The following is a 17,284-nucleotide window of genomic DNA, read 5'->3' as shown; positions in this document are numbered from 1 at the left end:
GCCGTGAGCGTCTCGCCCTTCGCGTCGGCGAGGCCGAACTCGCCCTCGTCGAGCCGGAGGAGCGTCGCGTCGCCGGCCGCGCCCGGGGCCAGCGTTCCCAGCTCGCCGAGGGCGCCGAGCGCGCGCGCCGGCGCCGCGGTCGTCATGGCGACGACCTCGTCGAGGGAGAGGCCGAGCGCGAGGAACTTCGACATGGTCGTGGCGAGGTCGAAGACGGGGCCGTGGACGTTGTAGACGTGGAGGTCGCTCGAGATCGTGGCCGGCCGGAGATCCTGGGCGAGCGCCTTCCGCGCGACGGCGAAGCTGAAGCTCCCCACGCCGTGGCCGACGTCGAAGCCGACCCCGCGGCCGACCGCGCGCCGCGCCTCTGCGCGCACGCGGCCGCGCTCGTCGAGGACGCCCTCCGCGCGGCCGTGGAAGCAGTGGGTGAGAACGTCGCCCGGACGCAGCTCGCGCAGGATCTCGTCGAGGCTGATCGGCGTGTCGCCGACGTGGACCATGAGCGGGAGCCGTGCCGCCGCGGCGGTCTCGAGGGCGATCGTGAGCCCGATCCGGGCGTTGGCGCCCGCCTGCTGCCGCGAGAGGCGCACCTTCACGCCGCGGATCAGGTCGCGATGGGCCTCGATCGTCTGAAGCGCCTTCGTCATGTCGATGAAGCGGATCTCCTCCAGCTCGCCCACCTCGGCGCTGAGCATCCCGGTCGCGCCGATGTTGAGGAACGGGAGGATCCGCGTCTGCGACACCTCGATGACGTACTTGCGGAAGGCGGCGAAGGTGAGGGCGCCCGCCGAGCCCGCGTCCACGACGGTCGTCGTCCCGGTCGCGAGACAGTGGGGATCGGGCTCGATGCCGTAGTGGGAGGCGCCGTAGAAGACGTGGACGTGGAGGTCGATGAGCCCGGGGACGACGAGGAGCCCGCGCGCGTCCACGACCTCCTCGCCCGGGGCCGGCGCCAGGCCGTCGCCGAGCGCCGCCACGCTGCGGCCGCGGATCCTGACGTCGCGCACGGCGTGCAGGTTCTGCGCGGAGTCGATGACCGTCCCGCCGCGGATCAGCACGCGGAGGTCTGCGTCACGCGACGAGCCCCCAGACGGTCAGATGTCGAGGTCCGTGGACTGGATGCGCTTGACGCCCGCGCCGAGCATGTCCTGCCACGCCTTCGCGAGCGACCCTCCGGCGTCGATGCCGCGCGTCGCGTCTTCGATGACGAGAGCCTCGAAACCAGCCTTGCGCGCGTCCAACGCCGACCACGCGACGCAGAAGTCCGTGGCGAGGCCCGTGAGGAACACCCGCGTGAGGCCGCGCTCGCGGAGGTAGCCGACGAGACCCGTCGGCGTCTTGCCATCCGCCTCGAAGAAGGCCGAGTACGAGTCGATCTGCTTCCGGTAGCCCTTCCGGATGATCAGCTCGGCGTGGGGGATCTTCAGGTCCTTGTGGAGGTCGGAGTCCGGCGTGCCCTGCACGCAGTGGTCAGGCCAGAGCACCTGAGTGCCGTACGCGAGGCTGATCGTCTCGAAGGGCTTCTTCCCGGGGTACTGGGACGCGAACGAGGCGTGGCCCGGCGTGTGCCAGTCCTGCGTGAGGACCACGTGCTGGAAGGCCGCCGCGATCCGGTTGATCAGCGGGACGATCTGATCCCCCTCCTTGACGGGCAACGTGCCGCCCGGGACGAAGCAGTTCTGGACGTCAACGACCAGGAGCACGTCGGTCGCGGCGGGTTTGATCTTCCTGGCCGTCGCCTGGGCCAGCGCCGTGGCGGCCCGGCCCGCGAGCCCCGCGGCGACGACCGTGCCGGCGGCGGACGTGAGGAACTTGCGCCGATTGTGCGTCGTCATGGTGCGAATACCCCCTTGCCGGTGGTCTGCGTGTCGAAGAGGCGGTAGGCCTCGTCCGCCTGCTCGAGCGTGAAGCGATGCGTGATGAGCTTCGCGAGCGGGATGCGGCGGTCCGCGATGAAGCGGGCGCACTCGCCCTGGCCGACGCTCGAGAAGGTCCACGAGGCGTGGATCGTGAGCTGCCTCCGGATCATGTCCTGGCTGATGTCGAACGTGGTCGTGTTGCCCTCGCCGACGAACGCGACGCGCCCCCACGTCGCCGCGCACCGCACGGCGGCCACACGCGCGTCCGGGTTGCCGGTGCAGTCCATCGCGGTCTCGACGCCCTCGCCGCGGGTGAGCTCGCGGATCGCCTTGACGGGATCGACCGCCTTCGCGTTCACGGTCGCGTCGGCGCCGAACTCGGTCGCGAGCTTGAGACGCTCGGGGGCGATGTCCACCGCGATGACGCGCGCGCCCATCGCCTTGCCGAGCAGCGTCGCGGAGAGCCCCACGGGCCCCTGGCCGAAGACCGCGAGCGTGTCGCGCCCCGAGACGTCGAGGCGCTTCAACGCGCCGTAGGCCGTGCCCGTGCCGCACGAGATCGCCGCGCCCTCCTCGAACGAGAGCTCGTCGGGCAGGGGCACGAGCGTGCGCGCGGGGATCTTCATGTAGGACGCGTGCCCGCCGTGGCCCGTCATCCCGTAGACGACGATCCCGCTCCGGCAGAGCTGCGACCAGCCGGCGCGGCAGTGCTTGCAGAGGCCGCAGCCCTTGTAGTGGTGGTTCATCACGCGCTGGCCCTCCGGCGCCTCCTCGGGGGCGACGCCGGGCCCGCGCGCGGCGACGACGCCGCAGGGCTCGTGGCCCGCGATGACGGGCCCGCCCTGGCCGCCGAGGCCGAGCGCCGCCGCGGCGTTGCCCGCGGCGCGGTAGGGGTGGAGGTCGCTCCCGCACATGCCCGACGCCTTGATCGCGAGCACGACCTCTCCCGGCCCCGGCGTCGGGTCGGGGAACTCGCGCAGCTCGAGTTTCCGGTTGCCGAGGAAGACGACGCCCTTCATGGTCAATACCCCTTGTGTTTGTCGATCAGGGCCAGGAGCGGCCGGCCGTCGCGCAGCCGCCGGAGGTTCTCGCAGAAGGTGTCGATCACGCGCCCCGCGCGCCGCGGCGAGCCGCCCGCGGTGTGCGGCGTGACGATCACGCGGGGGTGCGTCCAGAGCGGGTGGCCGGGCGGGAGCGGCTCCGGGTCGGTCACGTCGAGCCCCGCGCCCCAGATGAGCCCGTCCTTCAGCGCGGCGACCAGGTCGTCGCCGTAGACGATCGCGCCCCGCGTGACGTTGATGAGGATCGCGCTCGGCTTCATCCGGCGGAAGAGGTCGCGCGTGAAGAGGTGATGGGTCGCCTTCGTGAGCGGCAGGCCGATCACGACGACGTCGGAGAGGCCGAGGAGCTCCCCGAGGCGGTCGGGCTTCCAGACGGCCTCGACGCCGGGCTCGGGGGGCACGTCCTCGATGTCCACCGCGAGCACGCGCATGCCGAAGCCGAGCGCCCGGCGCGCGACCGCGCGTCCCGTGCCGCCGAGGCCGACGATCCCCAGCGTGAGCTCGTAGAGCTCGCGCTGCTCGTGCCTGATCGGCTCCCGCAGCGAGTAGTCGGGCCGCCGGAGGGCCGTGTGGACGCCGCGGGTCAGGCCGAGGAGGAGCGCGAAGGCGTGCTCCGCCAGGTGGATGCCGACGCCCCCTTTCTCGCTCGCCAGGGGGACGTCGCTCTCGATCAGCTCCGGGCAGAGGACCGCGTCCACGCCGGCGCCGATCGAGTGGTAGTACCTGAGACGGCGGTTGAGGACGTAGATCTCCGGCGCGACGCGGCCGAACAGGATGTCCGTGTCGACGATCTCGCGGCGCTGGGCGGCGGCGTCCTTCGCGCCGACCAGGGCGGCCCCGGGACCGGCCGCCTCGAGGATCCGGGCGCGGTCCGCGGGTTCGAGCGACGGAACGATCAGAACGGGTGTATATAGAATCTTCATGTCGGCTTGAAATCTTCCACCAAAGGAGCGCCCGTGGCAATCAAGATCGTTCTCTCACCCAAGCTCCCCGCGCCGCTGGTCGAGACGGCCCGCTCGCTCTTGCCGGCGGGCTATCAGCTCCAGGCCGTGGACCAGACGCTGCCCGAGTTCTTCGACGCCATGGAGGACGCGGAGTTTCTCGTGGGGTTCGCCCGCACGAACCTCGGCAACGACTTCTACCGCGCGTCGCCCCGGCTCAAGCTGGTCCAGCTCGTCAGCGCCGGCTACGACCGCGTGGACATCGAGGCCGCCCGGAAGGCGAAGGTGCCCGTCTGCAACAACGGCGGCGCCAACTCGATCGCGGTCGCCGAGCACACGATCATGCTCATGCTCGCGGTCGCCAAGAAGCTCGTCTGGCACCACAATAACGTCGCGGCGGGCAAGTGGCGGGTGGGAGACTTCTCGTCGCCGCGTCTCTTCGAGCTCCACGGCAAGACCCTCGGCATCGTGGGCCTCGGCAACATCGGCAAGAAGGTGGCGCGCCGGGCCCAGGCCTTCGACATGCAGGTCCGGTACTACGACATCGTGCGGCTCCGCGAAGACCAGGAGGACGCGCTCGGCGTCCGGTTCGCGCTCCTCCCGGAGCTCCTCCGCACGTCCGACGTCGTGAGCCTGCACGTCCCGCTGACCGACCGGACGCGCGGCATGATGGGCCGCGACCAGTTCGCGATGATGAAGCCGAGCGCCGTGTTCATCAACACGTGCCGCGGCCCCGTCGTGGACGAGAAGGCCCTCCACGGGGCGCTCACGTCGGGACAGATCCTCGCCGCCGGGCTCGACGTCCTGCTCGAGGAGCCGCCGGCTAAGGACCACCCGCTCTTCAAGCTCGAGAACGTCACGCTCACGCCGCACATGGCGGGGCCGACGTGGGAGAACTGGAGCCGCGCGTTCCGCAACGCGTTCGACAACATCCAGCGGGTCGCCGCCGGCGACAAGCCGCTGTGGGTGATCCCGGAGCTCCAGGAGCTGGCGCGCTAGGGGAGATCGAGGACCCAGGGCGGGATGGCCCCGCCCTGGTCCCGTTCCGGTCTCCGTTACGCCCTCGCCCGGTGCACGTAGCCGTACCGGGCGTTGCTGCGCATGCCACCCATCGCAACGTACTCCGCCTTGATCGCCGCGACCTTGTCCCGGGGAATCGCACCCTGCGCCGCCCTCACGTCGACCCCGTAAAGCCGCGCGGAGTTCCCCGCGAAGATCGCGCTCTTCACGATCCCGTCGGCCGGACCCAGCGGGGCGAACCCGTGCTTCCTCTGCATGTCGCCGGGGATCTCGAGCCGGCGCAGCGCCTCGATCTGCCACTGGGGCGAGCCGTACCACAGCGAGTCCGAGCCCCAGACGACGCGGTCGGCGCCGAGTCCGCGCACGAGGGTGCCGAGGAGGGCCGCGGCGAACCGCGGGTTGGCGACCGCGGAGTTGGCGAACGACGTCCCGATCTCGCCGTAGACGTTGCTCACGCCGAGCTTCGCCGGGATCTCGGCGAGGTCGGTCGCCCACTTGATGCGGCCGGTCTGATCGAACTCGGCGAGCGACGCGCCGGGCGATTCGAGGAAGGCCCGGAGCGCCGAGTGGTAGATGACGAAGTTGATCCGCGGCCAGTCCTTCGCCGCCTGACCGACGTCCCAGACCGTGTTGTACTCCCACACGCCGGGCCACGACTTCTCGTAATCCAGCGGCAGGAGCCCCTTGTGAATGCACACGGTCGTGATCCCGGCCTTCACGATCTTCTCGTAGAACGGGTACATGAGCTTCTGGTCGTCGAGGCGCCAGTACGAGCCGAGCTTCGAGGGGAAGAGCGGGTCGCCGATCGTGTAGCCCTTCCAGCTGTCCGGCTTGAGGACGCTGATGGCGCGATCGACCTCGTCCATCCAGCCCGCGCGCTTCGGCGTGAACACCGTGTGGCCCAGCAGGCGGCGCGAGCCCGCGATCTTGTTGATGGCCGCGCGCGCCATCGCGATCTGGTCGTTGCTCAGGAGGTCCCACGTCCGGTCGTCGAACGGCGCCCCCGAGAGGAGCGCGATCTTCGTGTCGCTGTCCACGAAGATCTCCTTGACGTAGTTCTCGAACTTGTAGCGCGCGAGGTCGTTCTCGCCGACGAGGGCGGGGTTCCAGTGCTGCCTGGCGTACTTCGCCAGGTCGAGGAGCCCGTCCTGCTTGAAATCGTCGCGCACGAAGTGGGTCTGGTCGTCGATGATGAACTGGCCGGCCAGGGCGCTCGTCCGCAGATCGGCGACGCCCGGGCTCGAGGCCTCGGCCGGGCTGACGTCGAAGACGGGGCCGAAGACCTCGTTCATCGCGAGGAACGCCGCCGCCATGCCCGCGCTGCTGGCCAGGAACCGCCGCCGGCTCATGCCGTGCTTCTTGCCGAGCCCCGCGGCCAGCTCCTTGATGCGGGCCTCCACCCGCGCTTGCTCGCGGGTCTGGGGCAGCGGGTTGAACTCGCCGTTGGAAACGATCTGGGTGGGAATCGGTGACCGGAACGACGCCAGCTCGGCCGGCGCCGTCCGCTTCAGCTCCTCGTCGCTCAGGTAATGGGGCATCGCTCTGACCTCCTCGTCACAGCGAGACGACGTTGTCCTTCGAGCGGGACGGGACACAGGCGAACGACGCCGTCAGGGAGGTCCGCGGATGCTGCTCAGGCTCATCGGCTCGTCACCTCGAGGTTCGTGGCACGCAGCCTAGCGCCGGACGGGAGGATCGTCAACCCGACGGCGGTGTCGCTCAGTAGGCGCCGGCGAGCTTGCGGTGGTCCCAGGAGACGATGCGGGTCGGCCTGAAGCGGAGGGCGACGCGCTTCTGCGCCTGCTGGAGCACCTGGGCGCGCGCCTCGGGCGGCGGGTCGGCGCCGGCGTAGCGCGCCATCAGGCGGAGGCCGACGTCCGTGACCTTCTGGGGGTCGCGCTCGATCGTCACGTCGCATTCGAGCATGGCGCCGCGGAGCTGCTCGTAGCGGTCACGCCCGGCCTCGACCTGGACGGTCGCGCGCGGGTCGCGCTCGAGGTTCTTGACCTTCTGCGACTTCCCGAAGGTCCAGGCGGAGAGCACCAGGCCGTCCCGGATGTACCAGAGGGGCATGAGGTGCGGGCGGCCGTTCGAGCCGAGGCTCGCGACCGTGAGCACGCGCTCCTCGTCGAGGAAGCGCTCCAGCTCCTTCTCGGACATCGTGATCTCGCTGCGGCGTGAGGGCACGGTCAGTAGCCTCGCTTTCTGTCCACGACGTGGCGGAGCGGTTTGCCCGCGAGGTAGCGCGCCAGGTTGTCGTTGAAGACGGGCGCGATCTCCTCGGGCGTGCTGGGTCCCGAGATGTGCGGCGTGATGACGACGTTGTCCATCCGCCAGAGCGGGTGGTGCGGGGGCAGCGGCTCGGTGGCGAACACGTCGAGGACGGCGCCCGCGATGCGCCGCTGCTCGAGCGCCTCGGCGAGCGCCGTCTCGTTCACGACCGCGCCGCGCGCGATGTTGACGAGCCAGGCGGTCGACTTCATCGCGGCGAGGGCGTCGGCCCCGACGAGTCCCGTCGTCTCGGGCGTCAGCGGCACGAGGACGACGACGAAGTCGGCGTCGCGGAGGGCGAGCGCGAGCTGCCCGACCCGGAAGACGCGCTCGGCCTCGCGCACGGGCCGGCCCGAGCGGCTCACGCCGACGACGCGCATGCCGAGGGCGCGCGCCGCGCGCGCGACGGCGCGGCCGATGTCGCCCAGGCCCACGATCGCGAGCGTCTTGCCGAGCAGGCGGTCGGGCAGGACGTGGTCGAGCCAGCGGCGCTGGTGCTGGGCCTCGCGGTACGTCTCCATGCGCTGGGTGACCCACGCGCACCAGCCGACGACGTACTCGGCCATCCACGGCCCGAAGATACCCGGGGCGCGCGTGACGACGACGCGGGGCGGCACCTCCGGGCCGAGCGCCCAGTCCACGCCGGCGCCCATCACCTGGAGCCACCGGAGCTTGGGCGCCCGCGCGTAGAGGTGCTGCGGGAACTTCCAGGCGTAGAGGATCTCGGCGTCGCCGGCCAGCTCGGCGGCCTCGGAGGGCGTCGCCGCGGCGCGCACGACCGCCCGGCCCTTCGGGACGCGGACGAGCCCGGCGTACTTCGGGTCGCCGTGGTAGACGAGGATCGTCGGGCGCGTCACCGGAGGAACGCGTCTTCGGCCGCGAAGTCGAGCTCGCGGCGGTCCAGGCCCTCGCGCAGGTACCACTCGAAGGTCTGCGCGATCCCGGCGGCGAGCGCGTAGCGGGGCCGGATCCCGAGCTCCGCGCGGATCCGCGTCGTCGTGTAGACCGCGTGGCAGTCGTAGACGAGGTTCTGGCCGAAGGGCACGGGCGTCCCGCCGCGCGGCGTCTCGACGTGGACCAGCGTGAGCGGGCGCTTGATCACGTCGGCGATCAGCTCGATGAAGCCGACCTGGGTGATCGCCTCCTCGCCGCTCACGTTATAGGCGCGGCCGAAGGCCGCCGGCGCGCCGAGCATGCGCGCCATCGCGTCGGCGAGGTCCTCGACGTGGCCGAACTGGCGGAGCCAGCCGCCGGCCCCCGGCACCAGGACGGGCCGGCCGCGCACGAGGCGGTCGAAGAAGAACGTCTCGTTGTTCCGCGTGTTCAGCGGACCGTAGACGTGCGTCGGCCGGACGATCGTGACCGGGAGCCCGCGCTCGCGATGGCGCCGCAGGCAGGCGTCCTCGCCCTCGATCTTGTTCTTCGCGTACTCGCCCCAGTAGAGGCTCCGCGGCGTGTCCTCGTGGTAGGGGATGGGGAGCGCGTGGTCGTGGACGCGGCCCGTCGACACGAAGACGGCGTGGCCGACGCGCCCGTGGAGGGCGTCGAGGAGCGCCTCGACGTCGGCGCCCGTCGTGGGAGCGTAGGCGATGTCCATCAGCCCGTCCACGCGCTCGCCCGCGAGCCGCGCGCGGAGCGCCGCGTGGTCCTTGCGGTCGCAGACGAGCGTCCGGACGCCTGCGGGGAGGCGCGCCGGGTTGCGGCCGCGGTTCAGGACGCACACCTCGTGACCGTCGCGTTGGAGCGCGCGCACCAGGTGCAGGCTGATGAACTCGGTGCCGCCGATCACGAGCACGCGCATGGCGACCCGATCAGGCCAGCGACACCGCCAGGCACGTCGTCGTGCGCGTCACGCCGTCGATCGCCCCGATGGCGTCGGTGACGAGCCGCCCGACCGAGTCGAGCGTGGGGCCCTCGACGACGGCGATGAAGTCGAAGGGACCGGTGACCGCGTCGAGGGCGATCACGGTGGACTGGCCGCCCGCGATCCCCGTCAGCTCCTTCTTGACGGACTTCGTCTTGCCCGGAGCCGTCTCGATCAGCACGTAGGCCTTCATGGACTTCGCCGCTTTCGTCATCGCAGGTCCACCTTTCTCTCCGCCTGCCTTCCGTCAGCGCCCGAGCGTCGCCGCCAGCGTCGAGCGGAACCAGGACGGCCGCTCGACCAACCGCGCGCCTTCCAGGTCCACGCGAGTGCCCCGGTCGTCGGTGTGGTTCGTCGGATCGAACCGCGCCGTGAGCCTCCACGGCGTCCCGCCGAGCGTCAGCGTGAGCCCTTCGCCCGCGCTCTCGTCGCCGAGGCGCGCGACGATGAGGTAGAAGCCCTTCGCGTCCGTCTCGGCGAGGTACAAGAACCCCGTCTTGTCGCGCACCAACTCGACCTGCCGGCCGGCCACGGGCCGGCCGCGCGCGTCCTTCACGAAGCCGAGCACGAGGTACCGGTAATAAACCTCGTGCTCGGCGCCGGCCGGCGCCGCGCCGAGGAGCCACGCGAGACCCAGAACGAGCGCCAGCGCGCGCGCCACGCGGCTCAGTCTAGCAGATAGTCCCGGAGCAGCGAGCGGTGGCACCGCGCCTCGTCGGGACAGCCGCAGAGCAGCGTCACCCGCCCGCGGCGCGCGAGCGCGCGCGCCGCGGCGAGCGCCTCCCGGGCCTCCGGGCGCTCGAGGCCCACGAGGTAGCGGCGGCGGTATTCCGCCCAGCCGATCCGGCCGCCGCGGAACGCGCGGAGCAGGGGCACGACGGGGCCGAGCTCCTTGAGCCAGAGGTCCACGCGCTCCTTGCGGATCCCGCGCGGCCAGAGACGCATGACGAGGACGCGCGCGCCGTCGGCCCGCGCCGGCGGGTCGTACACGCGTTTCGCCACGATCTTCACGGCTGTCCCGGCTCCTGCGTCGACTTCCTGAGCTCCTCCAGCGACTTCTCGAACTTTGCGCACGGGTCCACGTCGTCGATCCGCGGCGTGAACCACACGTAGTCGAAGGGCAGGGCGCCACCGTGCCGCGCGGCGTAGTCCGTCGGCGCCGTCGCGCCCGCCTCGACCTCGAGGAGCGCCACGGCGGCGATCGTCGTGCCGGGCGCGTGCCGCTCGAGGTGAACCGGCACCCCGAGGTCGCGGCGCACGTGGCCCGCGCCCGCGATCAGCACCGCCCCGTCACGCCGGCCGGCGCGCGCGAGCGCTTCGGCGATGCGCGCGTCGCGCGCCCACTGGACGTCCACCAGCCGGTCGAGCGCGGCGTCCGGCGTCTGGCCGCAGTGCGCCTCGCGGATCACCCCCGCCATCGACGCACGGACGGCGGGCGGCGGCGCGTCGAGCTTGAGCTGCCTCAGCATCACGGGACCGAGGCCGCCGAGCCCGTTCCGCCGCAGCGCCTCGGTCGCGGCGCGGGAGAGATTGGTCGCGACGATCGGCAGGCCCGCGTCGAGCGCCGCCTGGGCGATCGGCTCGTAGAGGCGCCAGTCGGGCCAGCCCGACCGCTGCCAGCCGACCGCCGCGCCCAGGCCGGCGGCGTTCTTCGAGCCGACGAGGTAGCGTGCGATCGCCGGCGCGTCGTCGGTCGAGAACATCTCGAAGCCCACGGCGGGGCGGCGGCCCTTGGCCGCCAGCTCGCGCACGAGCCGCGCCTGGAGCGCGTGGTGGTCGGGATTGTCGTGGCGCTCGCCGAGGAGCACCCAGCGGCTCGCCGCGAGCCGCTCGACGAGCGTCCGCGGCTCGACGAAGGCGGCCGCCCCGACGTCCCAGATCCTCCCGGCCAGGGGCTGGGTCCGCCCGATCGGGCTCTCCCACTCGATCTCGGACGTCCGCGCGCACCCCGCCGCCGCGACGAGAAGCAGCGCGAGGAGCGACCCTGGAAGAAGGCGGGCGGTGAGGCGCGCCCTGCGAGACCCGTGTCTCAGGGAGTGACTCCTCACCGGGAGGCGCCGAGCGAGCCCTCGCGCGTCGTGATCGTGATGCCGCCGTCGATGACGAGCGTCTGGCCCGTGACCCAGCGCGCCTCGTCGCTCGTGAGATAGACCGCGCCCCAGGCGACGTCCCACGCGGTGCCCTCGGTGCCGAGGGCGTTCGCGAGGCGGCGGCGCTCGCGCGCCTCGGGACCCAGGCTCTCGACCATCGGCGTCCAGACGGCGCCCGGGGCAATCGCGTTCACGCGGATGCCCTTCGGGCCGAGCTGCACCGCGACCGAGCGGACGAAGCCGATGACGCCGGCCTTCGCCGTGGCGTACGCCGTGCGGCCGTGACCGCGGAAGCCGGCGATCGACGAGACGCAGACGACGGCGCCGCCGCCGCGCTTCACCATCGCCGGCACCGCGGCGCGGGTCGCGAGGAACATGGACTTGAGGTCTACCGCCATCACCTGATCCCACTCGTCCTCGCGGGTCTCGAGGAGGTCCTTGCGCGACTCGATGCCGACGTTGTTGTGGAGGATGTCGAGGCCTCCCCAGCGCTTCTCGGCCTCGGCGACCATCGCCGCGCAGTCGTGGGCGCGCGTCACGTCGGCGGCGAGCGCCACGGCCTCGCGGCCCTCGCCGCGGATCAGCCCGGCCGTCTCTTGCGCCCGTTCGCCGATCTGGTCGACGCAGAGGACGCGCGCGCCCTCACGCGCGAACAGGATGGCCGCCGCCTTGCCGTTGCCGAGGCCCGGGCCGCGCGAGCCCGCGCCCGTGACGATCGCGGTCTTGTCCCGGAGCCGGTCGCCCATGGTAGCTTATGACCATACTATGACCTGGCGCCGCACGCTCGCCGTGCTCGCCACGCTCGTCGCGCTCCTCCCGGCCGGCGGCGCGTGGGCCGGGCCCGCCACCGATCAGCTCCACCAGAGCGTGGATCACGTGCTGAAGGTGCTCGAGGACCCCGAGCTCCGGAAGGACCGCCGGTCGGCCGAGCGCCGCGCCGCCATCCGGGCGATCGCCAACCAGATCTTCGACTTCGCCGCGATCTCGCAGCGCGCGCTCGGCCGTCACTGGCCGGCGCGCACGCCGGCCGAGCGCGACGAGTTCATCCGGCTCTTCGGCGATCTCCTCGAGCGCTCCTACATCGCCAAGATCGAGGGCTACACGGGCGAGCGCATCCTCTACACCGGCGAGAGCGCGGACGGAGATCTCGTGACGGTGCGCACGCGGATCGTCACGCGGCAGGGCACCGAGGTGCCCGTGGACTACAAGATGTCTGCGCAGGGCGAGCGCTGGCGCGCCTACGACGTGCACATCGAGGGCGTGAGCCTCGTCGCCAACTACCGCACCCAGTTCAACGCGATCATCTCGCGCGCGTCGTTCGAGGAGCTGATCACGAGGCTCAAGGCCAAGCGAGACGAGCGTCCCGAGCCGCCGCGTCAGGCTCCGTAGCCGACGTTACCCCGCGCCCCGGCGCCTACCGGCGAGGACCGGGGTAACCGTCCCAGCTGAGCCGCCCGCCGTCGACCGTGAAGCCCGCGCGGGCGAAGCCGGCGAACGCCTCGGTGTCGCGAACCGGGCGGCCATCCCACGTCGTGACCTCGAGCCTCCGGACCGGGCGGAGCGTCAGCGGCCGCTCGACGAGCGCCTGGAGCGCGCCGATCGCGCCGGGAAGGTCAACGTCCTCCCAGCCGGCGAGCGGCGTGAGCTCGCGCCCCTGGCCCTCGGACAACAAGATCGGGCGCCCCTGGCGGAAGACCAGCCAGTTCGCCGGCACGCGCGGCGCAGTGACGCGCGCGCCGTCGCGCCGCGTGAGAGCGAAGACGCGCCCCCAGAGGTTCGCCGGGTCCACGATGTTGGCGAGCACGTGAGGCTCGGCGCGGCGGGCGGGCGCGTCGAGATCACGGAGCGCCTCGGCGAGGGCGTACTGCTCGCCCGAGAGACCCTCGACGAAGTAGCCGCGCACGACCTCCCCGCCGTACTCCATCCTGAGCAACGTGTGCCGCAGCGCCGACCAGTCACCCTGGGCGAGCTCGCGCGCGAGCACGCCGTACCGCGCGAGGAGGAGCTGGGCGCGCGCCTCGAGGCGCTCGTCGGGCGACAGGCGCTCGTCCTCCGCCAGGGCGCTCCAGCGGCCGACGATCGGCAGCGGCGCGCGGACGCCGCGCGCCGCGCCGCGCCGGCGGCGGCGGCCGGCCCCGGGTGCGGCCGCGCCCGTGCGGCGCGGGGGCGCCGTGCCCGCGAGGATCGCGCTGAACGTGTCGGGGGTGACGAGCCCGGCCCAGAAGAGCTCCCAGAGCGCCGTGAGCATCTCGGGCGCCGTCAAGCCCGCGGCGCGCGTCAGGTCCTGGGCGAACGAGGCGCCGCGCAGCTGGAGGTGGAGCAGGACGTTCTTCGTGCGCGCGTCGATCTCCGGCGCCGCCGCCGCGCCCTCGCGGAGCCAGCCCGCGTTCTCACGGAGCGCGACACCGACGCGGCCCGGCCTCCGCTCGAACGGCGTCCAGACGATCTCGCCCGCGAGGCCGAGCCTGTCGAGCCACTCGCGCTCGTACGCTTCCACCCGCGCGGGCAGCAGCTCCTCCTCCCAGACGCGCACGGGAAAGTCCTCGCCCTGGAGGAGCTCGAGCGCGGCCAGGACGCCGGGCGGCCCGGTGAGGCGATGGTCGGGGTGGAGGTGGTGGCGCCTGAGGAGGAACGCCGAGAAGCGCTCGGCCGGGACGACGGCGCGCGGGACGCGGCGCGCGTGGACCTGGCGGCGCTGGATCTCGTCGAGCACCGCGATGTGGACGTACTGGGGCGCCGGCGCGCCGTCGAGGAATTCGCCCCGGCGCACGACGCCGCGCGCGGCGAGCCGCTCGAGCGCTTGCTCGACGTCGGGCACCGCCAGGCCGTAACGCTCGGCCACCCACGCCGGGGTCAGGGGGCCACGCGTCCTGAGGAGACGCAGGGCCACGCGCTCGAGCCCCTCGTCGCCCCCGAGCGCCTGGTAGAGCGGCGCGTCCGTCGCGGGGATCCACGCGCGGCGCCCGCTCGCGAACTCGACGGCGACGACCCGGTGCTCGTCCTGGAGCGGCGCGAGCAGTGCCGCCGCGTCGCCGAGGCATCGGTCGGCGATCTCCTCGAGCGTGAGGTCGCCGAGGTCGTCGAGGATCGCCGCCAGCTCGTTCGCGTCGCGCGCACGGCGCTCGGGCGCGGTCTTCTGGAGCTCCGCCTCGACCGCGGCGGCGAGCTCGGGCCGGAGCGGGCCCGCGCCCACGCTCCACGCCTTCCGCATCGTCACGGTGTCGCTCCGCCGCTCCTCGGCGTGGCCCGCGTCGAGGTAGGCCCAGTCCCACGCGAGGAGCAGGGGGTAGACGAAGGGCGAGGGCAGCGGCGTGTCCACGTGGCGCGTCCACATCTCCCCGTCGTGCAGGCGCTCGAGGAGCCGCGTGAGCCGGGGCACGTCGAAGGCGTCGTGGAAGCACTCGCGCAGCGTCTCGGCGACGATGGGGAACTCGGGCTGCCCGCCGACCGCCTCCATGAGGGCGTCGGCCTTGAGCCGCTGGAGGTACGCGGGCGTCCGCTGGCCGCGCATCATGCGCGGGATGAAGAGCGCGCGCACCGCCGCGTGGCGGAAGCGCGTGGTGAAGAGCGGCGAACCGATGAGGGCGCGGCCGAGGAGCGCCTGCACCTCCTCGGGGGCGACGAGCCTCACCAGACGCTCGGGCGAGGGCGGGACCTGGCCCGGCGCGAACGACAGGAGGATCCCGTCGTCCACGTGGCTCGCCTCCGCCTGGAGCCCGAGCGTCCGGCGCACCTTCTCGCGGAGCGCCATGCCCCAGGCGCCGTTCACGCGCATCCCGAAGACCGAGTGGATCATCGCGTGGCGGCCGCCCATCTCGTCGGCGAACGACTCGACGACGATGCCCCGGTCGTCCGGCACGCCGTCCAGCACCTCGCCGGCCTTCACGAGCCAGTGGCGCATCGCCGCTGCCGCGCGCGTGTCGAGCCCGCACTCGCGCTCCGCCCACTCGGCGAAGTCGGGGGCATCCAATCGATCGGCGGCGTCGCGGCGCAGCCGGCCCACCGCCAGGCCGAGCTCGAACGAGCGCGACGGGTGCTCGCCGCGCCAGAACGGGATCGTCGGCGACATGCCCTGGGCGTCCTCGACGAGGACCCGGCCGCCCTGGACCTTGGCGATCTTCCAGGCGTGCGAGCCCAGCAGGAACACGTCGCCGGGCAGGCTCTCGGTGACGAACTCCTCGTCGAGCGTGCCGACCTTCAGGTCGGTGTCGGCCACGAACACGTCGAAGAGCCCGGCGTCCGGGATGGTGCCGCCGGAGGTGAGGGCGAGGAAGCGGCTCCCGCGGCGCGCGTGCAGGCGGTCGTTGACGCGGTCCCAGAGGATCCGCGGCGCGACGCCCTTCACCTCGGCGGGGAGCGGCTCGGTGAGGGCGCGGACGACCGCGACGAAGTCCTCGCGGGAGAGGCTCCGGTAGGGCGTGGCGTTGACGAAGCGCGCGTAGAGGACGTCGAGCGGCAGCGACTCGGCGGCCACCGCGGCGACGACCTGCTGGGCCAGGACGTCGAGCGGCGCCTCGGGCATCTGGACGCGGTCGAGCTGCCGCTCGCGGATCGAGCGGACGACCGCCGCGGCCTCGAGCAGCTCCTCGCCCTTGGTCACGACGATCCGGCCCTTCGAGACCCGCGCGAGCGCGTGGCCCGCGCGGCCGACGCGCTGGAGCGCCGCCGCGATGTTGCGCGGCGACTGGAGCTGGACGACGAGGTCCAGCGCCCCGATGTCGATGCCGAGCTCGAGCGAGGAGGTCGCGACCAGCGCCCGCAGCTCGCCGTCCTTCAGCCGGTTCTCGGCCTCCAGGCGCGCGCGCCGCGAGAGCGAGCCGTGGTGGGCCGCGACGCGCCCGTCGTCGATGCGGTCGTTGAGGTCGCGTGCGATCCGCTCCGCCGAGCGCCGGCTCTGGCAGAAGACGAGCGTCGTGCGGTGCCCGCGGACGAGCTCGACGAGCTGCTGGAGCGTCGCGTCCCAGACCGTCTCGCTCGTCGTCGTCAGGAAGTCGTCCACCGGCGCCAGCACCCGGAGGTCGAGCTCGCGCGTGAAGCCGTCGTCCACGACGCGCGGGTCGCGCGCCGTCGCCCCCGTGAGGAACGCGAGCGCGGTCTCGACCGGGCTGACCGTCGCCGAGCAGCCGATGCGCTGGGGCCGGGCCCCGGGCGTCTCAGCCTCGACGAGGGCCTGGAGGCGCTCGAGCGAGAGCGCCAGGTGCGCGCCGCGCTTGTTCCCCATGAGCGCGTGGACCTCGTCGACGATCACCGTGCGTACGTGCGCCAGCGCGGGCCTGAAGCGCTCGCTCGTCAGCAAGATGAAGAGGGACTCGGGCGTCGTGATCAGGATGTGCGGCGGCCGCCGCGTCATCGCCTGGCGCTGGCCGGCGAGCGTGTCGCCCGTGCGCACGGCGACGCGCACCTCGGGGAGCCGGAGCCCGTCCTCGGCCGCCGCGGCGCGGATCCCGGCGAGCGGCGCCCGGAGGTTCTTCTCGATGTCGTTGTTGAGGGCCCGGAGCGGCGAGACGTAGACGACGTAGACGCGGTCCTCCAGCCGGCCCTCGAGGCCGAGGCGGTGGAGGTGGTCGAGGGCCCAGAGGAACGCCGCGAGCGTCTTGCCCGAGCCCGTCGGGGCGATCACCAGGCTGTCGCGGCCGGAGGCGATCGCCTCCCAGCCGTCGCGCTGGGGGCGTGTCGGCGCGCCGAAGGCGCTGTCGAACCAGCGGCGGACGAACGGGAGGAACTCCGGCATCCCCGGCGATTCTATAATGTCTGTCCATGAGCCGCGAGGGGTGGACGATCGCCGCGTCGCTCGCGGGCCTGCCGTTCATCGTGCCCCACGTCGTCGAGGACTTCGGGGAGGGCATCGCGGAGCGCGTCGGCCTCGCGACGCCCGCCGCCGCGTTCCTGCTCGGTCTCTACCTCGCGGGTCAGATGCTCGGCCTCGTGTGGGTCGGCCGCCGCCGGCGCGCGGGCCGGGTCGTCACGTTCTGGGCGAGCGCGATCTGGACCGTCGTGGCGGTCGTGGATCACGGGCCCGCGGTTCTGGCCGGAGGCTTCAGGAGCGGCGCGCTCTCCGTCGTCTGGGTGGTCGGCCTCGTCGCCTCGCAGGCGACGGCCGCGGTGCTCGCGTGGCGCGGCTGGCGCGCGAGCGCGGCGCAAGAGCCGTGACCGACGTCCTCGTCGTCGGCGGGGGCCC

The 17,284-nt window shown here is 72.8% G+C and carries 17 protein-coding genes; 3 read left to right on the top strand and 14 right to left on the bottom strand.

The features are described from left to right. The 4 genes from VKG64_15580 to VKG64_15565 all read right to left on the bottom strand — a co-directional run. Nucleotides 1–1,058: amidohydrolase/deacetylase family metallohydrolase (locus VKG64_15580; GenBank protein HKB26456.1), on the bottom strand; the 1,058-nt coding region annotated here is incomplete at its 3' end. Between the two features lie 36 nt (nucleotides 1,059–1,094). Beyond that, nucleotides 1,095–1,835 carry a bifunctional nicotinamidase/pyrazinamidase gene (pncA, locus tag VKG64_15575; protein ID HKB26455.1) on the bottom strand — a complete coding sequence of 247 codons (741 nt, stop codon included), beginning with the start codon at nucleotides 1,833–1,835 and terminating at the stop codon, nucleotides 1,095–1,097. Continuing rightward, entirely contained in the window at nucleotides 1,832–2,878 is a 1,047-nt protein-coding gene (locus VKG64_15570) for a zinc-binding dehydrogenase (protein HKB26454.1), read from the bottom strand. The genes pncA and VKG64_15570 overlap by 4 nt, the downstream gene beginning before the upstream one ends. 2 nt (nucleotides 2,879–2,880) lie before the next feature. After that, complete coding sequence (locus tag VKG64_15565; protein ID HKB26453.1) at nucleotides 2,881–3,843, bottom strand: D-2-hydroxyacid dehydrogenase; 963 nt, start codon at nucleotides 3,841–3,843, stop codon at nucleotides 2,881–2,883. A 33-nt stretch (nucleotides 3,844–3,876) separates the two neighbouring features. On the opposite strand from VKG64_15565, the gene VKG64_15560 reads away from it, so the two are divergent. Further along, complete coding sequence (locus VKG64_15560; protein ID HKB26452.1) at nucleotides 3,877–4,860, top strand: 2-hydroxyacid dehydrogenase; 984 nt, start codon at nucleotides 3,877–3,879, stop codon at nucleotides 4,858–4,860. A 56-nt stretch (nucleotides 4,861–4,916) separates the two neighbouring features. Here VKG64_15560 and VKG64_15555 read toward each other — a convergent pair whose 3' ends face one another. The 9 genes from VKG64_15555 to VKG64_15515 form a co-directional block, all read right to left on the bottom strand. After that, entirely contained in the window at nucleotides 4,917–6,419 is a 1,503-nt protein-coding gene (locus tag VKG64_15555) for an amidohydrolase family protein (GenBank protein ID HKB26451.1), read from the bottom strand. 181 nt (nucleotides 6,420–6,600) lie between these two features. Further along, a complete protein-coding gene (locus tag VKG64_15550) occupies nucleotides 6,601–7,068 on the bottom strand; it encodes a TIGR03618 family F420-dependent PPOX class oxidoreductase (protein ID HKB26450.1) in 468 nt (155 codons plus the stop codon). A gap of 2 nt (nucleotides 7,069–7,070) precedes the next feature. Next, nucleotides 7,071–8,009, bottom strand: coding sequence for a D-2-hydroxyacid dehydrogenase (locus tag VKG64_15545; GenBank protein HKB26449.1), 939 nt, complete (start codon nucleotides 8,007–8,009; stop codon nucleotides 7,071–7,073). Then, nucleotides 8,006–8,953, bottom strand: coding sequence for an NAD-dependent epimerase/dehydratase family protein (locus tag VKG64_15540; protein HKB26448.1), 948 nt, complete (start codon nucleotides 8,951–8,953; stop codon nucleotides 8,006–8,008). Before VKG64_15540 ends, VKG64_15545 begins: the two co-directional genes overlap by 4 nt. Nucleotides 8,954–8,963: 10 nt before the next feature. After that, entirely contained in the window at nucleotides 8,964–9,230 is a 267-nt protein-coding gene (locus VKG64_15535) for an Lrp/AsnC ligand binding domain-containing protein (GenBank protein ID HKB26447.1), read from the bottom strand. 33 nt (nucleotides 9,231–9,263) lie between these two features. Continuing rightward, nucleotides 9,264–9,677 (bottom strand): carboxypeptidase-like regulatory domain-containing protein, encoded by a 414-nt coding sequence (locus VKG64_15530; GenBank protein ID HKB26446.1) that lies wholly within the window; start codon nucleotides 9,675–9,677, stop codon nucleotides 9,264–9,266. 5 nt (nucleotides 9,678–9,682) lie between these two features. Next, nucleotides 9,683–10,027 carry a DUF488 family protein gene (locus tag VKG64_15525; GenBank protein ID HKB26445.1) on the bottom strand — a complete coding sequence of 115 codons (345 nt, stop codon included), beginning with the start codon at nucleotides 10,025–10,027 and terminating at the stop codon, nucleotides 9,683–9,685. Beyond that, nucleotides 10,024–11,064, bottom strand: a complete 1,041-nt coding sequence (locus tag VKG64_15520; GenBank protein HKB26444.1) for a ChaN family lipoprotein — start codon at nucleotides 11,062–11,064, stop codon at nucleotides 10,024–10,026. Before VKG64_15520 ends, VKG64_15525 begins: the two co-directional genes overlap by 4 nt. Then, nucleotides 11,061–11,852, bottom strand: a complete 792-nt coding sequence (locus VKG64_15515) for an SDR family NAD(P)-dependent oxidoreductase (GenBank protein HKB26443.1) — start codon at nucleotides 11,850–11,852, stop codon at nucleotides 11,061–11,063. The genes VKG64_15520 and VKG64_15515 overlap by 4 nt, the downstream gene beginning before the upstream one ends. A gap of 19 nt (nucleotides 11,853–11,871) precedes the next feature. Between VKG64_15515 and VKG64_15510 the strand changes: the two genes are divergently transcribed. Continuing rightward, nucleotides 11,872–12,495: an ABC transporter substrate-binding protein gene (locus VKG64_15510; GenBank protein HKB26442.1), complete on the top strand. Its 624-nt coding sequence runs from the start codon at nucleotides 11,872–11,874 to the stop codon at nucleotides 12,493–12,495. A 25-nt stretch (nucleotides 12,496–12,520) separates the two neighbouring features. On the opposite strand, the gene VKG64_15505 is transcribed toward VKG64_15510, so the two are convergent. Beyond that, complete coding sequence (locus VKG64_15505; GenBank protein ID HKB26441.1) at nucleotides 12,521–16,837, bottom strand: DEAD/DEAH box helicase; 4,317 nt, start codon at nucleotides 16,835–16,837, stop codon at nucleotides 12,521–12,523. Nucleotides 16,838–16,863: 26 nt separating this feature from the next. On the opposite strand from VKG64_15505, the gene VKG64_15500 reads away from it, so the two are divergent. After that, the gene (locus VKG64_15500; GenBank protein HKB26440.1) at nucleotides 16,864–17,256 is read left to right on the top strand and encodes a hypothetical protein; all 393 of its coding nucleotides are present in this window, start codon (nucleotides 16,864–16,866) and stop codon (nucleotides 17,254–17,256) included. The last annotated feature ends 28 nt before the right edge of the window (nucleotides 17,257–17,284 follow it).

The sequence above is a fragment of the Candidatus Methylomirabilota bacterium genome, assembly GCA_035260325.1.
Taxonomy (GTDB): Bacteria; Methylomirabilota; Methylomirabilia; order Rokubacteriales; family CSP1-6; genus AR19.
Note: the sequence above shows the minus strand (reverse complement) of the source record. Positions and strands in the feature narration are given on the sequence as shown.

Coding starts and splice junctions, on each gene's coding strand:
- VKG64_15515 (HKB26443.1), bottom strand. CDS start 11,852: ATGGGCGACCGGCTCCGGGACAAGACCGCGATCGTCACGGGCGCGGGC.
- pncA (HKB26455.1), bottom strand. CDS start 1,835: ATGACGACGCACAATCGGCGCAAGTTCCTCACGTCCGCCGCCGGCACG.
- VKG64_15510 (HKB26442.1), top strand. CDS start 11,872: ATGACCTGGCGCCGCACGCTCGCCGTGCTCGCCACGCTCGTCGCGCTC.
- VKG64_15570 (HKB26454.1), bottom strand. CDS start 2,878: ATGAAGGGCGTCGTCTTCCTCGGCAACCGGAAACTCGAGCTGCGCGAG.
- VKG64_15555 (HKB26451.1), bottom strand. CDS start 6,419: ATGCCCCATTACCTGAGCGACGAGGAGCTGAAGCGGACGGCGCCGGCC.
- VKG64_15535 (HKB26447.1), bottom strand. CDS start 9,230: ATGACGAAAGCGGCGAAGTCCATGAAGGCCTACGTGCTGATCGAGACG.
- VKG64_15500 (HKB26440.1), top strand. CDS start 16,864: ATGAGCCGCGAGGGGTGGACGATCGCCGCGTCGCTCGCGGGCCTGCCG.
- VKG64_15540 (HKB26448.1), bottom strand. CDS start 8,953: ATGCGCGTGCTCGTGATCGGCGGCACCGAGTTCATCAGCCTGCACCTG.
- VKG64_15565 (HKB26453.1), bottom strand. CDS start 3,843: ATGAAGATTCTATATACACCCGTTCTGATCGTTCCGTCGCTCGAACCC.
- VKG64_15505 (HKB26441.1), bottom strand. CDS start 16,837: ATGCCGGAGTTCCTCCCGTTCGTCCGCCGCTGGTTCGACAGCGCCTTC.